This window comes from Streptomyces sp. NPDC002787, assembly GCF_053592095.1.
On sequence record NZ_JBSFVC010000004.1, the window covers coordinates 242,358 to 260,990 of the forward strand.

Consider the following 18,633-nt stretch of genomic DNA (forward strand, 5'->3'; position numbering starts at 1 on the left):
GTGACAACACGGGGGCCCTGTGGACAGAGCCAGGGGGCAGCCCCGTAAGGGGCGCGGGGAACTGCGCGACCAGCCCCCCACAACCCGCAGTCGCCGAACGACCGCACACGCCGAGCTCTTAGCGCGTCTCCAAAAACGTCAGCACGGCCAGAACCCGCCGATGATCATCAGGCTCCTCCGGCAACCGCAGCTTCCCCAAAATACTCCGCACATGCTTCTCGACCGTCCCCTCGGTCACCCACAGCCGTCTGCCGATCCCCGCATTGGACCGCCCCTCGGCCATCAGGCCGAGGACCTCCCTCTCCCGATTGCTGAGCATCGACAGCGGATCGTCACGGCGCTGCGCGGCGACCAGCTCCTGCACCAGCGACGGATCGACCACGGAACCACCCCGCCGGATGCGATCAAGCGTCTCCAGGAACTCGTCGACGACGGTGATCCGGCTCTTGAGCAGATACCCGATGCTCCGCCCCCCGGCCAGCAACTCCAACGCGTCCTCGACCTCGACGAACGCCGACAGCACCAGGATCCCGACCGACGGATACCGCTCCCGGATCTCCCGCGCCGCCTTCAACCCTTCCGTGGACTGGGTCGGCGGCATCCGGATGTCGACGATCGCGATGTCCGGGAGCTCCGTCTCCACCAGCTCCATGAGCCCGCCGGCGTCCCCGGCCTGGCCCACCACCTCGTAGCCGACGCGCTCGCAGAGGCTGGCCAGCCCCTCCCGCAGGAGCACGTCGTCGTCCGCGAGCACCACCCGCCCGTGCGCCGGATGCTGAGCGGCGTCCATGGTCTCGGTCTCCCCCTTGCCCGACCTGTCCTGTTCGTCCCGACAGCCTGCCTGAACACGGTCTTACGGCTAGCCGGAAGCCTAGTTGGGGGCGGGCTGTGATGACACCTGAAGGTGTGCGCGCGATGCTCGAAGAAGTGCAGCCGCGGGTGGAACCGGCCGTCTCTGACGAGAGACGACGGGGTGTCCGCCTGCCCGAGAGCCGGGCGGCCGTCTCCGCCGTCCGACCCGGCCGCCCGGAACGTACGCCCGTACCGAGTCCCGAACTCCCCCCTTGAACGGGCCTCTCCGCGTACGCTCCGGGCGGTCAGCCGAGCGGCAGGACGTCCACGGACGCCTCGGGCGATGCTGCCACCGGCAGCCGCACCCTCAGCGTCGTACCGCCGTCCGGCGGGCTGACCACGGTCAGCCGGCCGCCGATCGCCTCCACCCGGTCGATCAGCCCGATCAGCCCCGACCCCTTGTCCGGTTCCGCTCCCCCGACGCCGTCGTCGCGGATGACCAGCTCCAGCACGCCCGAGCGTTCGTGGGCCGCCACGGTCACCACACTCGCGCGCGCGTGCTTGACGGCGTTGGTGAGGCACTCGGAGGTGACGTAGTACGCGGCCACCTCGACCTGTTCCGGGAAGCGGGCGCCGGCGAGGGCGAGGTCGAGCTCCACGGGGATGACGGAGCGGCGGGCCAGGGAGCGCAGGGCAGGGCCCAGGCCGCCCCGGGAGAGGACGGACGGGTGGATGCCACGGGCCACCTGGAGCAGGTCCTGGAAGGCGTCGTCGAGGCCCTTGCCCAGGTGGTCCAGTTGCCGGGCGAGTTCCGAGGAGCGGTCCTCCACCAGGGTCTCCGTCATCCGCAGCTCCAGCTGGAGGGAGACCAGGCGCTGCTGGACACCGTCGTGCAGGTCGCGTTCGATCCGGCGCCGGGAGGCGTCCCCGGCGGCCACCACGCGCGCGCGTGAGGCGGTCAGCTGGGCACGGCTGTCGGCGTTGGCGATCGCGGTGGCGATCAGTTCGGTGAAGTCGGCGAGCCGGGACTCGGTGCCGTCGGGCAGCGGGTCGAGGAGCGAGGCAGCCACGACGACTCCCCACAGCCGGCCCTCGACGACGATGGGGGCACCGACGGACGTGCCCGCCCGGGCGGCGCACCGGGTCCTGGACACCTCGTCGATGGTCTTCCGGGCCGCCTCGCGGCGGGTCATGAAGGTGGCCTCGGCGGTCGTGCCGGCCCGCGCGTGCGCGCTCCCGAGGACCGTGACGCTGCCGTCGGGCTCGTAGCGCAGTACGGCCGCGGCCGTGCCCAGCAGTGACCCGACCTCCTGCGCCACCGTCGCGAACACCTGGGACGGCGGCACCCCGCGGGCGACCTCGGTGGCGACCCGGCGCAGCGCGGCCTGTTCGAACGAGGCCCGGCGACTCTCGGTGACGTCGCGGGCGGCGGCGTAGATGAGCCCTTCCTCGGGGACGGGCCGGGCGCTCCACTGCAGCCAGCACTCGGTGCCGTCGGCGCGGACGTACCTGTTCTCGAACTCGGCGACCTCCGCCCCGCTCGCCAGCAGCGCCATGGCGTCGCGGGTGCTGTCCCGGTCCTCCTCGTGGACGAAGTCCGTGAGCGGCCGGGAGGTCAGTGTCTCGCTCGGGTAGCCCAGGGTCCGTTCGAAAGCCGGGTTGACGCGCTTGAAGTAGCCGTCGACGCCGCTGATGCACAGCAAATCCAGGGAGAGGTTGAAGATGCCCTCCAGCTCCCGTTCGGCCCGTCTGCGGCGGCCGTGGGCGGCGGCGAACGAGGCCATGGTGCCGTTCATGCCGCCCAGCAGCTGGGCCCAGGTGCCTTCGAAGGAGTCGACGTCGGCGCGGTGTTCCAGCCGGCCCGCGTCGATGGCCGTGTTCATGGCCCGGATCTCGTCGGCCAGCCGCCCGCTGGTGACCCGCAGTTCGCGGAAGGTGTCGGCGACATCGCCGAGTTCGTCGCGTCCCGCGTAGCGGATGTCGTACGAGAGGTCGCCGTCCGACAGGGCTCGGGCGCCCTCGGAGACCTGGCCGAGGGGGCGGGTGATCGAGCGGCGCAGGGCCAGTGCGAGGAGGGTGACGAGGCACAGGACGGCGAGGGAGACGGCCAGTTCGGTGAAGGCCTGGGCCCGGGTGGCGCGCAGGTCGTGGTCGGCGGTCACGGCCAGTTCGTCGGCGGCCCGGTCCTGGATGCCGCGCAGGGCGTCGGCGTACCGCGCGGAGTCGCTGAGCCAGTCCTCGTACGAGGGCCAGTCGGCGGGCCGGGGGTCGGTGTCGGAGAGCAGGTCGCGGGCCTTGCGGACCTCGCGTCCGGGCTTTTGGAAGATCGCGGTGTGCAGTTCGGCCGTCAGCTCGTCCGAGGCGGTCTGCTGGAACGCCCTGAGCTGGGCCTTCTCGAGTTCGGTCCAGCGACCCGCGGCGGCGGTGGCATGTCCCTCGCCGGGGGCGTGGAACAGGATGGCGAGTTCCGCCCGTTCGCTCTCGGCGGCGGCGACGGCCCGCAGCATCGCGATATGGGCGTCGGCCGCGCGGCCGGAGGCCCTGGTGGGGCGCCCGGATTCGAGGGCGGCGACGATGTCGAGCAGTCGGTACTCGATGGCCTCGTAGCGCCGGGCCACGGCCCGCGCGTCCAGTGATCCGGTGCCCGTCTGGACCCGGAGCGCGTGCAGTTGGCGGCGTACGGCGTCGAGAACCCCGGCGACGTCGGACTCGGGCCGGCCGACGGCTGCCCGGAAGGCCCGCCGCAGCGCGCCGTCGGTGCTCCGCTGGGCCTCGGACCGCCCCCGCAGGGTGTCCGGTTCGGCGCTCAGCCGGGCCTCGACCGCGGCGATCCGCTCGCGTGCGACGCCCTCGGAGACCTCGCTGGTCGCGAACGACACCTCGATCGCGGTGTCGAAGTCGCCCAGGGTCCGCGCCTCCTCCCACTGGGTCACGGCGGCGAAGGCCGTGAAGGCCAGCAGGACGGTGACCGGCAGCAGCACGAGCAGCATCAGCTTGGGTCCAACGCGCAACCGCGCCAGGAACGGCACCGTGTCCACGTTCGCGGCGCGGCGGAATCGTGTCGCGGTGGGGCGGAAGGCGGGGAAGCGTCGGCGGGACGGTGGGCGGAGCACGGCCGGTCCTCAGGATCCGGTCGGCGGGTAGTGGCTGTGGTCCGCGAGGTCCTTGTCGACGGCACGCGCCGCCTCGTCCAGGGCCGGCTCGACGGCCGCTCCGCGCATGATCTTCACGAACGCCCGGGAGAAGGCCTCGGTGATCGCCGGGTAGGCGGGCGTCCGCGGTCGGGGGCGTGCGGTCCCGTTGCGCAGTTGCTCTATGTAGAGCCGCGCGGGGCCGCCCTCGGCGAACGCCTCGGTGCGTTCGACCGCGGTGGCGGTGGCGGGTATCCCGCCGTTGGCGTCCGTCATGCGCAGGATCTCGTCGGGGCGCAGCAGGAAGGCCAGGAAACGCCAGACGGCGTCGCCGTCGGTGGGGCCCGCGGGGATGCCCCACTGCCAGGAGCCCATCCCGGTGGCGGAGCCCGTACCGAAGTCGGGCAGCGGCACGATCGCCACATCGCCCGGGTGGGCCTCGGTGTACTGCCGGTACCACCAGTGGCCGGTCCAGGACACGGGGCTCCTGCCCTTCTGGAACGCCCCGGAGTCCTTGTTCGCGTCCACGTATCCCGCCTTCGCCCAGCCCTGCAGCGTCGTCAGCGCCCTGACCGACTGCGGCCCGTCGAGCACTCCGTCGGCCGTGCGGTGGGTGGAGCGTTCGATCAGGTCGCCGCCCGCCGACCACACGGCCGGGGCGAACCCGTACGTTCCCCATTCGGAGTCGGCCCACGGCATCTGGAGGTCCAGCGGCCTCTCGTAGCCCAGGGTGCGCAGCTTCTTCAGGATGCCGGTGAACTCCTCGGCGGTCCAGGCGTCACCGATGCCCTTCGGGACGCGCACGCCCGCCTTCTTCAGCACCGACGGCCGTACGTACAGGCCGAGTCCGGAGTCGAAGGTGCCGAGGCCCCACAGCCTGTCCTGGTAGGTGCCCTGTTCGAGGACGGAGGGCAGCAGGTCCGCGCGCAGGGCCTCGGGGACGCAGGAGTCGATCGGCCGGAGGTCGCCCGCCCAGGCGTGGCTGAACAGCTTCGGGGCGTCGAAGTCGAGCAGGTCGGGCAGTTCGCCGTCGGCCGCCGCGGTGCGGACCAGGTCGTCGTAGTCGCCTTCGGGGAGGCGGACGAGACGGACCTTCACCTCGTCCTGGGAGGTGTTGAAGGCGCGTACCTGGGCGCGCACGGCCTCCACTTCGGGGGGCGCCGCCGGCTCGTGGAACCACATCGTGATCTCCGCGGGGGCGTCGATCCGGCCGTCGCAGGTCACGTCGTCGCCCCGCCGGGGCTCGGTGCGGTCCCCGCTCGCGTCGCAGCCCGCGAGCAACAGCGCCAGGCACAGCGCGGACGCCGCCAGGGAACGGAGGCGGGGTCTCCTCCGGGCGCTGGGCCGGCCGGCCGGCCCCGGAGTGCTTCGCCGGGGCCCGGCGGCGCGGATCACGGCCCGCTCTTGGGGTAACCGTCGTGGGCGGCGAGATCCTGGTCGATGGCCTCGACCGCCTCGTCCAGCGTCTTCTCGGCGGGCGCTCCCGCGAAGACGATGTCGGCGACCGCGCGCGAGAAGGCGACGGTGACCGCGGGATACGCCGGTGTCTGCGGCCTGGGCCGGGCGACGCCGCTGCGCAGCTGCTCGATGAACAGCCGCTCCGCGCCGTCCTCGTCGTACAGCGGGGAGCGCTTCACGGCTCGCTCCGTCGCCGGGATCGCGCCGTTGGCCTCGCTCATCCTGACCACCTGTTCCGGCCGCAGCAGGTACTGAAGGAATCGCCACACCGCGTCGCCGTCGGCGTCCCCGGAGGGGATGCCCCACTGCCAGGAACCCATGCCGGTGACGGTACCCGTACCGAAGTCGGGCAGCGGCACGATGGCCACGTCCCCGGGGTGGGCCTCGCTGAACTCGCCGTACTTCCAGTGCCCCATCCAGGAGATGGGGGTGCGGCCCTTCACGAAGGCGCTCTTGTCCTTCTTCTCGTCCTTGTCGACATATCCCTCCTTCACCCAGTTCTGCAGGGTGGTGAGCGCCCTGACGGATGCCGGGCTGTTGAGGAACCCGTCGGCCGTGCGGAACTCCTTCGGATCGATGAGGTCGCCGCCCGCGGACCACACGGCCGGCGCGAAGGCGTAGGTGTTCCACTCGTCGGCGGTCTTCGAGTCGATGACGTTCAGGTCCAGGGGCGCCTCGTAGCCCACCGCGCGCAGCTTGCGCAGGATCTCTGTCAGCTCGTCGGCGGTCCAGGCGTCGTCGACGCCCTTCGGGACGCGGACCCCCGCCTTCTTCAGCACCGACGGCCGTATGTACAGGCCGAGTCCGGAGTCGAAGGTGCCCACCCCCCACAACCGCTTGTCGTAGGTGCCCTGTTCGCGGATGGAGGGGAGCAGGTCGTCGCGGACCCCCGCCGGCACGCAGGAGTCGATCGGCCTGAGCGTGCCGGACCAGGCGTAGCTGTAGAGGTTCGGGCCGTCGAAGTCGAGCAGGTCCGGCAGGTCGCCGCTGGCCGCGGCGGACAGGACGAGTTCGGTGTACGGGCGCTGCTCGGGCAGGGTGACCAGTTCGACCCGCACCTGCCGCTGGGACCTGTTGAATTCCCTGACCTGGCTCTTGAGCGTGGTCTGCTCACCGCTCTGCCCCGCGTGGAACCACATCGTGATGTGGGCGGTGCCCTCGATCTTCCCGTCGCAGGTCGTGTCGCCCGCCGACTTGTCCCCCTCACCAGCGCGGCCGTCCACGTCACCCACACTGCATCCGGCCAACAGCAGTGCGGTCGCCGCCGTGCCCGACATCAGGGCACGGCGGACACGACTTCTTTTGAGGTCCCGGCGCGGCTTTCTCATCGCACACCCCCACTCGACCGGACGACACGGCCCCCAGGGCAGCGACATGCTACTCGTCGTGTTGCGTTCGATTCCCTGGGTGAGAGTGAACCCATCGATTCGGCAAAGGACTTCAGCACATTCCGGCTATCGGGTACCCGGTGGCGCCGACACTTTACGGCTAGCCGGAATGTGGGCCCATGACCCCCTTGGGAGGCTGTGACCATGTCCATGCGCTGTCTCATCGTCGATGACAGTGCCCGGTTCCTGGAGACCGCCCGCACGCTGCTGGAGCGCGACGGAATTCGCGTCGTCGGCGTGGCCTCCACGGGCACGGAGGCGCTGGCACGGGCCGTGGAACTGGCCCCGGATCTCGTCCTGTTGGACATCGACCTCAACGGCGAGAGCGGACTGGACCTCGCGCCGGAACTCGCGCGCACCGCCTCGTCCGTCATCATCCTCACCTCCACGCACCCGCTGGACGACATCCAGGAACTCGTCGCCGCCAGTCCCGCCCGGGGATTTCTTCACAAGTCGAAGCTCTCGGGCCAGGCGCTGCGGGACCTGCTGGGGCCGGACGACGGGTCCCCGGCACATTGAGGATCTTGACGGTGGTCTCCGGCCATGTCACGCACCAGGTGTTGTCGGGACTTGGTCGACACGCTTCAATGCGGAGGAGCTCGGGACGAGGAACGCCGCCGTACGGATGTGAAGACGGACGGCCGCCGAGACCCCCGAGTGTCCACCGGGCTCCTCCATCGGCCCGCGCGGTCCGAGCACCTGTCGCGCACTCTCTACAGAAAGGCCCCCTGCATGCGGCACGCCACAGAGCACGCGGACATCGCGCCGGTCACGGACGTCGGCACGGCGGAGCTGGAGTCGGTCCTGCGGGGCGGTCCCTTCCATGTCGCGCTGCGCGCCGCGATCGCCGCCCGCGGACTGCCGCTGCAGCGCGTGCAGCACCATCTGTCGCGCTACGGGGTCAAGGTCGGTGTCACCAGCCTCAGTTACTGGCAGCAGGGCGCCCGGCGTCCGCAGCGCCCCGAGTCGCTACGGGCCGTGCGGGCCCTGGAGGAGATCCTCCAGCTCCCGGACGAGTCGCTGATCCGGCTGCTCGCCCAGGCCGACGAGCACCTCGGCCCGGAACGGCCCGCCGGCCGCTCGTACCGCTCCGTGGTGGAGGCGTCCGGCGTCCTGGAGCGGCTCCTCGCCGAGCTGGAAGTGCCGGTCGACGGCGGTGTGCACACCGTCGGCCATCATGAGCGGGTCCGCGTCGGCGCGTACCGGGAGCTGCTGGGCCGCGAGTCGCAGCACATCGTGCGCGCCCACAAGGACGGGGTGGACCGCTATGTGGCCGTGCACCACGGCGACCCGGGCTGCGCCCCGGAGCGGATAGCCGTCCGCGCGCTGGAGAACTGCCGCAGGGGGCGGGTGCGGTGGGACCACGACACCGGTGTCCTCGTCGCCGAGCTCCTCTTCGACACCCGGCTGCGCAGCGGCGACACGTTCCTCTTCCGGTACGGCTTCGACGACGGCACGGCCGGGGTCTGCACCGAGTACGTTCGCGGCTTCCGCACGGCGGGCGGTCAGTACGCCCTCCAGATCCGCTTCGACGAACGCGCCCTGCCGCGCCGGTGCCACCGCTTCAGCCAGCACTCCGCCGCGGCCCCCCGCGGCGGCCGACAGCCCCTCCCACTCAGCGGCCTCCACCGCTCGGTCCATCTCGTCGAACCACGGGTACGGACGGGAATCGTGGGAATCGGGTGGGACTGGGAGTGAGGGCCTGGGGACCTGGGGGCGTGGTGGCCAGCCCGGGGGCACGGTGGGGGCCAGGGGCTCGGTGGGGGCCAGGGGCACGGTGAGGGCCGCGGGCACGGTGGAGGCCAGCGGCCCGGCGAAGGCCAGAGACCCAGCGAGGACCAGAGGCCCGGTGGCGGCTGGGGACACGGTGACGGGCAGGGGCGGTGACGGCCAGGGAAACGGACGGCCAGGGAGACGGTGACGGCCGGGGAGGCCACAACGGCAGGGCGTGACAACGGCCGAGGACACTGCTGCGGCCGCGGCCTGCGGGCGGGGCGGCGACCATCGCGCCGCCGGCCCGGTGTCGGGCCGACGGAAGGGCGGGCCGGCATCCCGGTCGCTGCCCGTCGCGGTGCGCAAGCGTTTGCGATACTTTCCGGCCGAGAGCCCCGAGAAAGGACCCGCCTCGTGATCGTCGTCGCCGGTGAAGCCCTGATCGACCTGGTCCCGCGAGGCGCGGGCGCGCTCGTCGATCTGCGGCCGGCACGCGGTGGCGGCCCCTACAACACGGCCGTGGCTCTCGGCCGCCTCGGTTCTCCCACCGCCTTCTGCTCCCGGGTGTCGTACGACGCCTACGGCGAAGCCCTGCTGGGCGGCCTGCGTGACGCGGGCGTGGACGTGGCCGCCGTACAGCGCGGCTCCGAGCCGACGACGCTCGCCGTGGCCTCGATCGGCGAGGACGGCTCGGCCCGCTACTCCTTCTACGTCGAGGGCAGCGCCGACCGCCTGTTCGAGACCCCCGGCCGGCTCCCCGACAGCACCCGGGCCGTCTCCTTCGGCACCTGCTCACTCGTCCTGGAGCCCGGTGCGAGCGCGTACGAGAAGCTGATGCACTCCATTGCCGCCCAAGGGGTGTTCACCACCCTCGACCCGAACATCCGGCCTGGGCTGATCCCCGACGCGGACGCCTACCGGGCCCGCTTCAGAAGCTGGCTGCCCTCGGTGTCGCTGCTCAAGCTCTCCGAGGAGGACGCGGAGTGGCTGGGCGGCACCCCTCTCCTGTGGCTGGACTCGGGCCCGTCGGCGGTCGTGATCACCCACGGCGGCGACGGCCTGACCGTCCATACCCGTGCCGGCGCCGAGCACTCCGTACCCGGCGAGAAGATCGATGTCGTCGACACCATCGGCGCCGGCGACACCGTCAACGCGGCCCTCCTCCACGCCCTGTCGACCTGGGACGCCCTCTCCGCCGCAGCGCTCGCGGCCCTGGGCGCCGACGACTGGACCCGCCTGCTGCGCTTCGCCGCCCGCGCGGCGGCGATCACCTGCTCCCGCGCGGGCGCGGAGCCTCCGTACGCGGCGGAGGTGGGCGAGGTTTAGGCGGTACGAGCTGCCCTGCGGGGTGGCGAAGGCGTCCCCCACGCTGGACGGCATCCCGCTCGGGCCCCGTCAGCCGCAGACCGCGCGCAGGGCACCCGGGATGCGGCCGTTGAGTCGGTCGAGTGCGGTGGCCGTGGCCTCGTCGGCCGGGAGGTGGACGGTGAGTCGCTGGCCGTCGTCCGGCAGGGCCAGGGTCTCGTACGACAGGCGCAGCCGTCCCGCCTCGGGGTGCTCGACGAGATCCGTGCCGTGCCGCAGCGGCATGGCCGGTACCGCTCTCAGCCGCAGGGTGAACCGGGCTCCCGCGATGACCGTCAACTCGTCGGCCAGGGCGGCGACATACGGATCGTGCTGGGAGGCCTCGTGGCGCAGGTGGGCGACCTGCTCGTCGGCGAGCCGCTCCCAGTCCGGGTACACCGTGCGGGCCCGCTCGTCGGTGAACAGGTACCGCACGACGTTGGGCGGGTCGCCGTCGAGCAGACCGAGCGGGCGGGCGAACCGCTCGTACCCCGAGGTGTGGGCCACGATGTCGCCGAGCCAGTTGAGCAGCACGGCCGGGGTGGGCTCCAGACGGTCCAGGAGGGCCCGCACGGTGGGGCGCACGGTGCGGACCGGCGGGGTGGACGCCGCACCGGTCGTCTTGTCGTCGCCGCTGTCCTTGGCCAGTCGGCGCAGCAGGATGCGGTCCGGCACCGGCAGGCGCAGCGCGTCCCCGAGGGCGCCGAGCACCTGGGGCGAGGGGTCGCGGTCGCGGCCCTGTTCCAGCCGGGTGAGGTGCTCGACGGTGATCCCGGCGAGGGTGGCCAACTCGGCGCGGCGCAGGCCGGGGGCGCGGCGGGGACCTGTGGGCAGTCCCACCTCTGCGGGAGTGATGGCCTCGCGGCGGCCGCGCAGGAAGGCGGCCAACTCGTTGTCGCTCACGGGTCGAACGTACAGGGTGTGTCGCCGCCTGGGGTGGCCCTCGTACTCCCCCCTCGGCCCGGTCTCCCTCCCGGGAGCGCGAGTTGCGGGGCCAGGCCGGCTGATGGGAGAACGAGCGGCGGCCCGCGGGAAGTTCCCGCGGGCCGCCGCATTCTTCTAAACCTGCCACGACCTGTCGCTCAGACGCCTCAGGCCTTGCTTATCGGCGCTCAGGCCTTGCCTCTATCGGCGCTCAGGTCTTTCCCATCGGCGCTCAGGCCTTGCGTGCGCGCGTGGTCTTCTTCGCTGGTGTCGCTGTCGCCTTCTTCGTGGTCGCGGCCGCCTTCTTGGCCGTCGCCGTGGTCTCGGCGGCCGTGGCCGTCCGGGCCGTCGCCGTCTTCTTCGTCGGCGACTTCGCGGCGACCGTCTTCTTCGCCACGGCCTTGCGCGGCGCCTTCACCGACACCGATGCGGCGTCACTGATCCGGTCGGCGCCGAGGATCTCCCTCAGGAATTTGCCCGTGTGGCTGGCCGGGACCCCGGCCACCTGCTCGGGCGTGCCCTCGGCGATGACGAGGCCACCGCCGGCGCCGCCCTCGGGTCCCATGTCGACGACCCAGTCGGCGGTCTTGATGACGTCGAGGTTGTGCTCGATGACGATGACCGTGTTGCCCTTGTCGACCAGGCCGGACAGGACCTTCAGCAGCTTGCTGATGTCCTCGAAGTGCAGACCGGTGGTCGGCTCGTCCAGGACGTAGACCGTGCGGCCGGTGGAGCGCTTCTGCAGTTCGCTGGCGAGCTTCACGCGCTGCGCCTCGCCGCCGGACAGGGTGGTCGCGGCCTGGCCCAGGCGGACGTAGCCGAGGCCGACGTCCTTGAGGGTGTTGAGGTGGCGGGCGATCGCGGGGACGGCCTCGAAGAAGTCCGTCGCCTCCTCGATCGGCATGTTCAGGACGTCGGCGATGGACTTGCCCTTGTAGTGGACCTCCAGGGTCTCCCGGTTGTACCGGGCGCCGTGGCAGACCTCGCACGGGACGTAGACGTCCGGGAGGAAGTTCATCTCGATCTTGATGGTGCCGTCGCCCGCGCAGTTCTCGCAGCGGCCGCCCTTGACGTTGAAGGAGAAGCGGCCGGGCAGATAGCCGCGGACCTTCGCCTCGGTGGTCTCGGCGAACAGCTTGCGGACGTGGTCGAAGACACCGGTGTACGTCGCCGGGTTGGACCGGGGGGTGCGGCCGATGGGCGACTGGTCGACGTGCACGACCTTGTCGACGAGGTCGTCGCCGTCCACGCGCGTGTGCCGCCCCGGTACGTTCCTCGCGCCGTTCAGCTCGCGGGCCAGGTGCGTGTACAGAATGTCGTTGACCAGCGTGGACTTGCCGGAGCCGGACACGCCGGTGACGGCGGTGAAGACGCCCAGCGGGAAGGACACGTCGATGTCCTGGAGGTTGTTCTCCCGGGCGCCGTGCACGGTGAGCTGCCGGGTCGGGTCGAGCGGGCGGCGGATGTCGGGCAGCGGGATGGCCTTCTTGCCCGAGAGGTACTGCCCGGTCTGCGACTCTGCGTTGTCGAGCAGCTCCTTCAGGGAGCCGCTGTGCACGACCTTGCCGCCGTGCTCGCCGGCGCCGGGGCCGATGTCGACGATCCAGTCGGCCATCTTGATGGTGTCCTCGTCGTGCTCGACGACGATGAGCGTGTTGCCCATGTCGCGCAGCCGGACCAGGGTCTCGATGAGCCGGTGGTTGTCGCGCTGGTGCAGACCGATGGAGGGCTCGTCCAGGACGTACAGGACACCGACGAGGCCGGAGCCGATCTGGGTGGCCAGGCGGATGCGCTGGGCCTCGCCGCCGGAGAGTGTGCCGGCCGCGCGGTTCAGCGAGAGGTAGTCCAGGCCCACGTCGACCAGGAACCGCAGCCGTTCGTTGACCTCCTTCAGGACCCGCTCGGCGATCTTCTTGTCACGGGCGTTGAGCTTCAGCTCACCCAGGAAGTCCGCGCAGTCGCTGATGGACATGGCGGAGACCTCGGCGATCGACTTCTCCATGATCGTGACCGCGAGGACGATCGGCTTCAGGCGGGTGCCCTCGCAGGTGGGGCAGGGCACCTCGCGCATATAGCCCTCGAAGCGCTCCCGGCTGGCGTCGCTCTCGGCCTCGCTGTGCCGCCGCTTCACGAAGGGGACGGCGCCCTCGAAGGCCGTGGTGTACACGCGCTCGCGGCCGTACCGGTTGCGGTAGCGGACCTCGATCTGGGTCTTGTGGCCGTACAGCAGGGCCTTCTTCGCGCGCTGCGGGAGACCGGCGAAGGGGATGTCGGTCCGGAATCCCAACGCGTCGGCGAGGGCTCCGATGAGGCGGCCGAAGTAGTCCTTGGTGTGTCCGTGCGACCAGGGGTGGATGGCGCCCTCGTCGAGGGACTTGTCCTCGTCCGGGACGATCAGCTCGGGGTCGACCTCCATGCGCGTACCGATGCCGGTGCACTCGGGGCAGGCGCCGAAGGGCGAGTTGAAGGAGAAGGAGCGGGGCTCCAGCTCCTCGAAGGACAGGTCGTCGTACGGGCAGTACAGGTGCTCCGAGAACATGCGCTCGCGCTCGGGGTCGTCCTCGGGGAGGTCGACGAAGTCGAGCACGACCATGCCGCCGGAGAGGCCGAGGGCGGTCTCCACGGAGTCGGTGAGCCGGCGCTTGGCGGAGTCCTTCACCGTGAGACGGTCGACGACCACCTCGATGGTGTGCTTCTCCTGCTTCTTCAGGGTGGGCGGGTTGGAGAGCTGGACGGTCTCGCCGTCCACCCGCGCGCGGCTGTAACCCTTGGTCTGGAGATCCGCGAAGAGGTCGACGAACTCGCCCTTGCGCTCACGCACCAGCGGCGACAGGACCTGGAAGCGGCTCCCCTCCGGCAGCTCCAGCACCCGGTCGACGATGGCCTGCGGCGACTGGCGCGAGATCGGCCGGCGGCACTGGGGGCAGTGCGGCTTGCCGATGCGCGCGAAGAGCAGCCGCAGGTAGTCGTAGACCTCGGTGATCGTGCCGACCGTCGAGCGCGGGTTGCGCGAGGTCGACTTCTGGTCGATGGAGACCGCCGGGGACAGACCCTCGATGAAGTCGACGTCCGGCTTGTCCATCTGCCCGAGGAACTGGCGGGCGTAGGAGGAGAGCGATTCGACGTACCGGCGCTGCCCCTCGGCGAAGATCGTGTCGAAGGCCAGCGAGGACTTGCCCGACCCCGACAGGCCCGTGAAGACGATGAGCGAGTCGCGTGGCAGGTCGAGCGAGACGTTCTTCAGGTTGTGCTCGCGCGCGCCACGGACGATGAGACGGTCGGCCACGCCGGTCCGCACCTTTCTTGAGTGAGGTGAGCAGGGGCCGGAGCCCCCGTCTTCCACAGACTAGGGGGAGCCACTGACAGCGCCGGTCCTGTTTCCCCGTTCCACAACAATCCCGGGCCTTCCAGCATGCCCGACGCCGCCACCGACCATATAGCACGCGCATTCGATTTACGGCCGTGGTCGGCCACCTTCACCCGAAGGTGTGGCCGGGCTAGGGTCGGCGTCATGATGGATCACGCCCGTGACCTGGCATCTGTATGCGAAGCGACCGACCGGCTACTCAACGCGGTCGCCGAACTGGACAACGCCGCTGTGACGCAGCCGTCACGGCTGCCCGGCTGGACCCGTGGCCATGTCCTCGCCCACCTCGCCCGCAACGCGGACGCGCTCGTGAACGTCCTCGAAGGGCGCCCCATGTACGTCTCCGGGGAGGCCCGGGACGCCGACATCGAGCGGGACGCGCCACGCCCCCTGGACGTGCAGCTCGCCGACGTGCGCCGCAGCGCGAACCGTTTCCAGGACGCCGCCTCCGTCTCCGCGGACTGGTCGCGCACGGTCGAGCTGCGCAACGGCGTCACGGACTCCGCGTCCCGGATTCCCTTCCGGCGCTGGATCGAGGTGGAGCTCCATCATGTCGACCTGGGGATCGGGTACGAGCTGGAGGACCTGTCGAAGGAGTTCACGCAGCTCGAGATCAACTTTCTGACCGAGCGGTTCCGCGACCACCCAGGGGTCCCCGCGCTGACGATCAAGCAGGACGACGGGCGCCTGATCCCCACGGGAGCCGTCGAGGGCGTCACCGAGGAGCAGCTCGACAGCGGCTACCGGCCGCCGCTTCCCGCTCTCACGGTCAGCGGCAGCCAGGCCGACCTCCTCGGCTGGCTGGCCGGACGGCGCGACGGCGCCGCGCTGCATGTCGAGGGCGGCCCCCTCCCGGCCCTTCCCCCGCTGTAGCGGTCGTGTGCCCCCTGGCGTCCTAGACTGACGACCATGACGTACAGCGGAGCGGTCAAGGTCGGCGGTCCTGCGGATGTGCACGAGCTGCCGGACCTGATGATCTCCAAGGTCGCGGTCGGCCCGATGGACAACAACGCCTATCTGCTGCGCTGCCGGGCCACCGACGAGCAGTTGCTGATCGACGCCGCGAACGACGCCGGCACGCTGCTCACGCTGATCGGTGACGACGGCATCGCGTCCGTCGTCACCACGCACCAGCACGGCGACCACTGGCAGGCGCTCGCCGAGGTCGTGGCCGCCACGGGCGCCCGTACCTACGCGGGCCGGGACGACGCCGAGGGCATCCCGGTGGCGACCGACGTGCCCGTCGACGACGGGGACACCATCCGTGTGGGGCGTGTGGAGCTCACCGCGCGCCATCTCGTGGGGCACACGCCCGGTTCGATCGCCCTGGTCTACGACGATCCGCACGGACATCCGCATGTGTTCACCGGGGACTGCCTCTTCCCGGGCGGAGTGGGCAACACCCGTAAGGACCCGGAGGCGTTCGCCCGTCTGATCCACGACGTGGAGACGAAGATCTTCGACGCGCTGCCCGACGAGACATGGGTCTACCCGGGCCATGGCAACGACACGACGCTCGGCGCGGAGCGTCCGCACCTGCCGGAGTGGCGCGCACGGGGCTGGTGAACTCCCCGGTGCCACAAGGCAGTCGCTGAGGCACTCGGCAGGCTTCACGGACGCCCCCTCGCGCACCCCGTGTGAATCGAACGCACGCGCCAGTGCCCCGCACGCGCTCCCGGCGCACGCCGTGGCGTAGTCCACTGGAGGCAGGTCCGCACAGGATGACGGCTCCTGTGCGGATGGGCCGCCGGCCTTCCAATCCCCGCCCTCGGCCGGCGGCCCCGCCGAGCGTTCACGAAAATGCAACACACGTTCCCAGAATGCGGACAATTACGCATGTGACCTCGACAAACAGGATGTCGCGCTGTCAATCTCACGCCATGCGTCCTGTCCTGCGTGCCCCGCGCTCCCCGCGCCGTGCCACATCAGCCGCCATAGCCGCCCTGCTCGCCGCCGTCGCGGTGGGCTGCGCCCCTCAGCCGGAGGAGGACGCCTCCGGCTCGGCCTCCACCTCGGCGTCCGGAGCGACCTGCGCCAAGGGCGAGTTGAGCACGCAGACCTCCGGCAGGCTGACGATCGCCACCGACTCCCCGGCGTACGAGCCCTGGTTCAAGGACGACGACCCGAAGAACGGCGAGGGCTTCGAGTCGGCGGTCGCGTACGCCGTGGCCGAGCGGCTCGGCTACGGCAAGGCGGACGTCGTCTGGCAGAGCGTGCCCTTCAACAAGGCCTTCGCGCCGGGTGCGAAGACCTTCGACTTCGACATCAACCAGGTGTCGATCAGCGACGAGCGCAAGAAGGCCGTGGACTTCTCGTCGGGCTACTACGACGTCCGCCAGGCCGTCATCGCGCTGAAGGACTCCGAGGCCGCCAAGGCGACGAGCATCGCGGACCTCAAGAAGCTGCACCTCGGTGCCCAGGTCGGCACCACCAGCCTGAACTACATCGACGACGTGGTGAAGCCGGCCCAGGAGCCCGCCGCCTACGCGAAGAACGACCAGGCCAAGTCCGCGCTGAAGAACGGCCAGATCGACGCGATCGTGGTGGACCTGCCGACCGCGTTCTACATCACCTCGGCCGAGGTGACGGACGCGAAGATCGTCGGGCAGTTCGAGAACCAGGGTGGCACGCCCGAGCAGTTTGGGCTCGTCCTCGACAAGGGCAGCGCCCTCACGTCCTGCGTGACGGACGCCGTGGACGCCCTGCGCGAGGACGGCACGCTGGCGAAGATCGAGCAGGAGTGGCTCTCCGACGCCGTCGACGCCCCGGTGCTCAAGTGACGGTCGTGAAGGAGGAGTCCGGCCAGGGGGACGCGGACGACAACGGCGACATGCCCGGGGCGGACGACGGCTACGTCCCCTCGCGGCGAAGGCTCGACCGGGAGCGCTACAAGCGCCTCCGGGCCCGCCGCGCCACGGGCATCGCCGCCCTGTCGACGCTGGTCACGGGTGTCGTCCTCTATCTCGTCGTCGTCAACGCGCCCGGCTGGCCGCGTACCAAGGAGACGTTCTTCAGCGCGGAGTACGCGCGCGAGGCGTTCCCCAAGGTCCTCGAAGGGCTCTGGCTCAACGTCCGGTTGCTCCTGGTGTGCGGTGTCGCCGTGCTCGTCCTCGGCATGCTCATCGCCGTCGCGCGGACCCTGCGCGGCCCGGTGTTCTTCCCACTGCGGGCGCTCGCCGCCGCATACACCGACTTCTTCCGCGGCCTGCCGCTGATCATCAACCTGATGATCGTGGTCCTGGGCGTTCCGGCACTCAGGCTCCAGGGCGTGACCGTCGACCCGGTCCTGCTCGGCGGCACCGCGCTGACGCTCACGTACTCGGCGTACGTCGCCGAGGTGTTCCGCGCCGGCATCGAGTCCGTGCACCCGTCGCAGCGCGCCGCGGCACGCTCGCTGGGCCTCAGCAACCGGCAGGCGCTGCGGCACGTCGTGCTCCCCCAGGCGGTACGCCGTCAGGTGCCGCCGCTCCTCAACGACCTCGTGTCGCTGCAGAAGGACACCGGCCTGGTCTCGATCGGCGGCGCCATCGACGCCGTACGCGCCGCCGACATCATCGTGGGCCGCAGCCTCAACTACACGCCCTACATCGTCGCGGGACTGGTCTTCGTCGCCCTGACCATCCCGATGACCCGCTTCACCGACTGGGTCACGGCCCGTATGGACCGGCAGCGGGCGCAGGGAGGCACGACATGAGCGACCCCGAGGAGACCGTGGGCGACCCCAAGGAGACCGTGGGCGGCCCTGAGGGCGCCCCCGTACTGCGGATGGAGTCCGTCCGGAAGACCTTCGGCGGTTCGGTCGTGCTGCGGGACGTCGATCTGGAGGTCGCCCCGCACACCGTGACCGCGCTGATCGGTGCCTCCGGGTCCGGCAAGTCCACGCTGCTGCGCTGCGCCAACCTCCTGGAGGACATCGACGACGGGGCGATCTGGCTGGACGGCGAGGAGATCACCGACCCGCGCGTCGACCAGGACGCGGTCCGGCGCCGTATCGGCGTGGTCTTCCAGTCGTACAACCTGTTCCCGCACATGACGGTCCTGGACAACATCACCCTCGCCCCGCGCCGGGTGCACGGCGTTCCCCGCGCGGAGGCCGAGGAACGGGCCCGTGAGCTCCTGGACCGGCTCGGGCTGAGCGGGAAGGCGGGCGCGTATCCCGACCGGCTCAGCGGCGGTCAGCAGCAGCGCGTGGCGATCGTGCGCGCCCTGGCCGTACGCCCCCGGCTGCTGCTCCTCGACGAGATCACCGCGGCCCTCGACCCTGAGCTGGTGGGCGAAGTCCTGAACGTCGTCCGCGACCTGAAGGCGGACGGCATGACGATGGTGCTGGCCACGCACGAGATGGGCTTCGCCCGCGACGTCGCCGACCAGGTCTGCTTTCTGGACGGAGGGGTGGTGCTGGAGCGTGGCACCGCGGAGCAGGTCTTCGGCGACCCGCGGCAGGAACGCACGCGGCGGTTCCTGCGCCGGATCGTGGAGGCGGGCCGCCTGTAAGGAGCGTGCTCCTGGAGGCCGG

Annotated in this window: 14 protein-coding genes; 8 read left to right on the forward strand and 6 right to left on the reverse strand. The window is 71.0% G+C overall.

The window, feature by feature from the left end; translation table 11 throughout:
- Positions 1-118: 118 nt before the first annotated feature.
- The 4 genes from ACWD26_RS07135 to ACWD26_RS07150 all read right to left on the reverse strand — a co-directional run bounded on the left by ACWD26_RS07135 (position 119) and on the right by ACWD26_RS07150 (position 6,709).
- Complete coding sequence (locus ACWD26_RS07135; RefSeq protein WP_451267077.1) at positions 119-790, reverse strand: response regulator transcription factor; 672 nt, start codon at positions 788-790, stop codon at positions 119-121.
- Positions 791-1,097: 307 nt separating this feature from the next.
- Complete coding sequence (locus ACWD26_RS07140) at positions 1,098-3,782, reverse strand: PAS domain S-box protein (RefSeq protein WP_451267413.1); 2,685 nt, start codon at positions 3,780-3,782, stop codon at positions 1,098-1,100.
- 132 nt (positions 3,783-3,914) lie between these two features.
- Positions 3,915-5,318 carry an ABC transporter substrate-binding protein gene (locus tag ACWD26_RS07145; RefSeq protein ID WP_451267079.1) on the reverse strand — a complete coding sequence of 468 codons (1,404 nt, stop codon included), beginning with the start codon at positions 5,316-5,318 and terminating at the stop codon, positions 3,915-3,917.
- A complete protein-coding gene (locus ACWD26_RS07150; protein WP_451267081.1) occupies positions 5,315-6,709 on the reverse strand; it encodes an ABC transporter substrate-binding protein in 1,395 nt (464 codons plus the stop codon). The genes ACWD26_RS07145 and ACWD26_RS07150 overlap by 4 nt, the downstream gene beginning before the upstream one ends.
- Positions 6,710-6,913: 204 nt before the next feature.
- On the opposite strand from ACWD26_RS07150, the gene ACWD26_RS07155 reads away from it, so the two are divergent.
- From ACWD26_RS07155 to ACWD26_RS07165, 3 genes are all read left to right on the forward strand, one after another.
- Entirely contained in the window at positions 6,914-7,288 is a 375-nt protein-coding gene (locus tag ACWD26_RS07155; protein ID WP_451267083.1) for a response regulator, read from the forward strand.
- A gap of 213 nt (positions 7,289-7,501) precedes the next feature.
- Entirely contained in the window at positions 7,502-8,467 is a 966-nt protein-coding gene (locus tag ACWD26_RS07160) for a hypothetical protein (protein WP_451267085.1), read from the forward strand.
- A 429-nt stretch (positions 8,468-8,896) separates the two neighbouring features.
- Positions 8,897-9,808, forward strand: a complete 912-nt coding sequence (locus ACWD26_RS07165; RefSeq protein ID WP_451267087.1) for a carbohydrate kinase family protein — start codon at positions 8,897-8,899, stop codon at positions 9,806-9,808.
- 69 nt (positions 9,809-9,877) lie between these two features.
- Here ACWD26_RS07165 and ACWD26_RS07170 read toward each other — a convergent pair whose 3' ends face one another.
- Positions 9,878-10,729, reverse strand: a complete 852-nt coding sequence (locus tag ACWD26_RS07170; protein ID WP_451267089.1) for a helix-turn-helix domain-containing protein — start codon at positions 10,727-10,729, stop codon at positions 9,878-9,880.
- A 253-nt stretch (positions 10,730-10,982) separates the two neighbouring features.
- Positions 10,983-14,036, reverse strand: a complete 3,054-nt coding sequence (uvrA, locus tag ACWD26_RS07175) for an excinuclease ABC subunit UvrA (protein WP_451267091.1) — start codon at positions 14,034-14,036, stop codon at positions 10,983-10,985.
- Between the two features lie 225 nt (positions 14,037-14,261).
- Between uvrA and ACWD26_RS07180 the strand changes: the two genes are divergently transcribed.
- The 5 genes from ACWD26_RS07180 to ACWD26_RS07200 all read left to right on the forward strand — a co-directional run bounded on the left by ACWD26_RS07180 (position 14,262) and on the right by ACWD26_RS07200 (position 18,611).
- Positions 14,262-14,990 (forward strand): maleylpyruvate isomerase family mycothiol-dependent enzyme, encoded by a 729-nt coding sequence (locus ACWD26_RS07180; RefSeq protein ID WP_451267093.1) that lies wholly within the window; start codon positions 14,262-14,264, stop codon positions 14,988-14,990.
- 36 nt (positions 14,991-15,026) lie between these two features.
- Entirely contained in the window at positions 15,027-15,683 is a 657-nt protein-coding gene (locus ACWD26_RS07185) for an MBL fold metallo-hydrolase (RefSeq protein WP_451267095.1), read from the forward strand.
- Positions 15,684-15,997: 314 nt separating this feature from the next.
- The gene (locus tag ACWD26_RS07190) at positions 15,998-16,897 is read left to right on the forward strand and encodes an ABC transporter substrate-binding protein (protein WP_451267097.1); all 900 of its coding nucleotides are present in this window, start codon (positions 15,998-16,000) and stop codon (positions 16,895-16,897) included.
- Positions 16,894-17,811 carry an amino acid ABC transporter permease gene (locus ACWD26_RS07195; RefSeq protein WP_451267099.1) on the forward strand — a complete coding sequence of 306 codons (918 nt, stop codon included), beginning with the start codon at positions 16,894-16,896 and terminating at the stop codon, positions 17,809-17,811. Before ACWD26_RS07190 ends, ACWD26_RS07195 begins: the two co-directional genes overlap by 4 nt.
- On the forward strand, positions 17,808-18,611 hold the full coding sequence (locus ACWD26_RS07200) for an amino acid ABC transporter ATP-binding protein (RefSeq protein ID WP_451267101.1): 804 nt from the start codon (positions 17,808-17,810) through the stop codon (positions 18,609-18,611). The genes ACWD26_RS07195 and ACWD26_RS07200 overlap by 4 nt, the downstream gene beginning before the upstream one ends.
- Positions 18,612-18,633 lie beyond the last annotated feature (22 nt).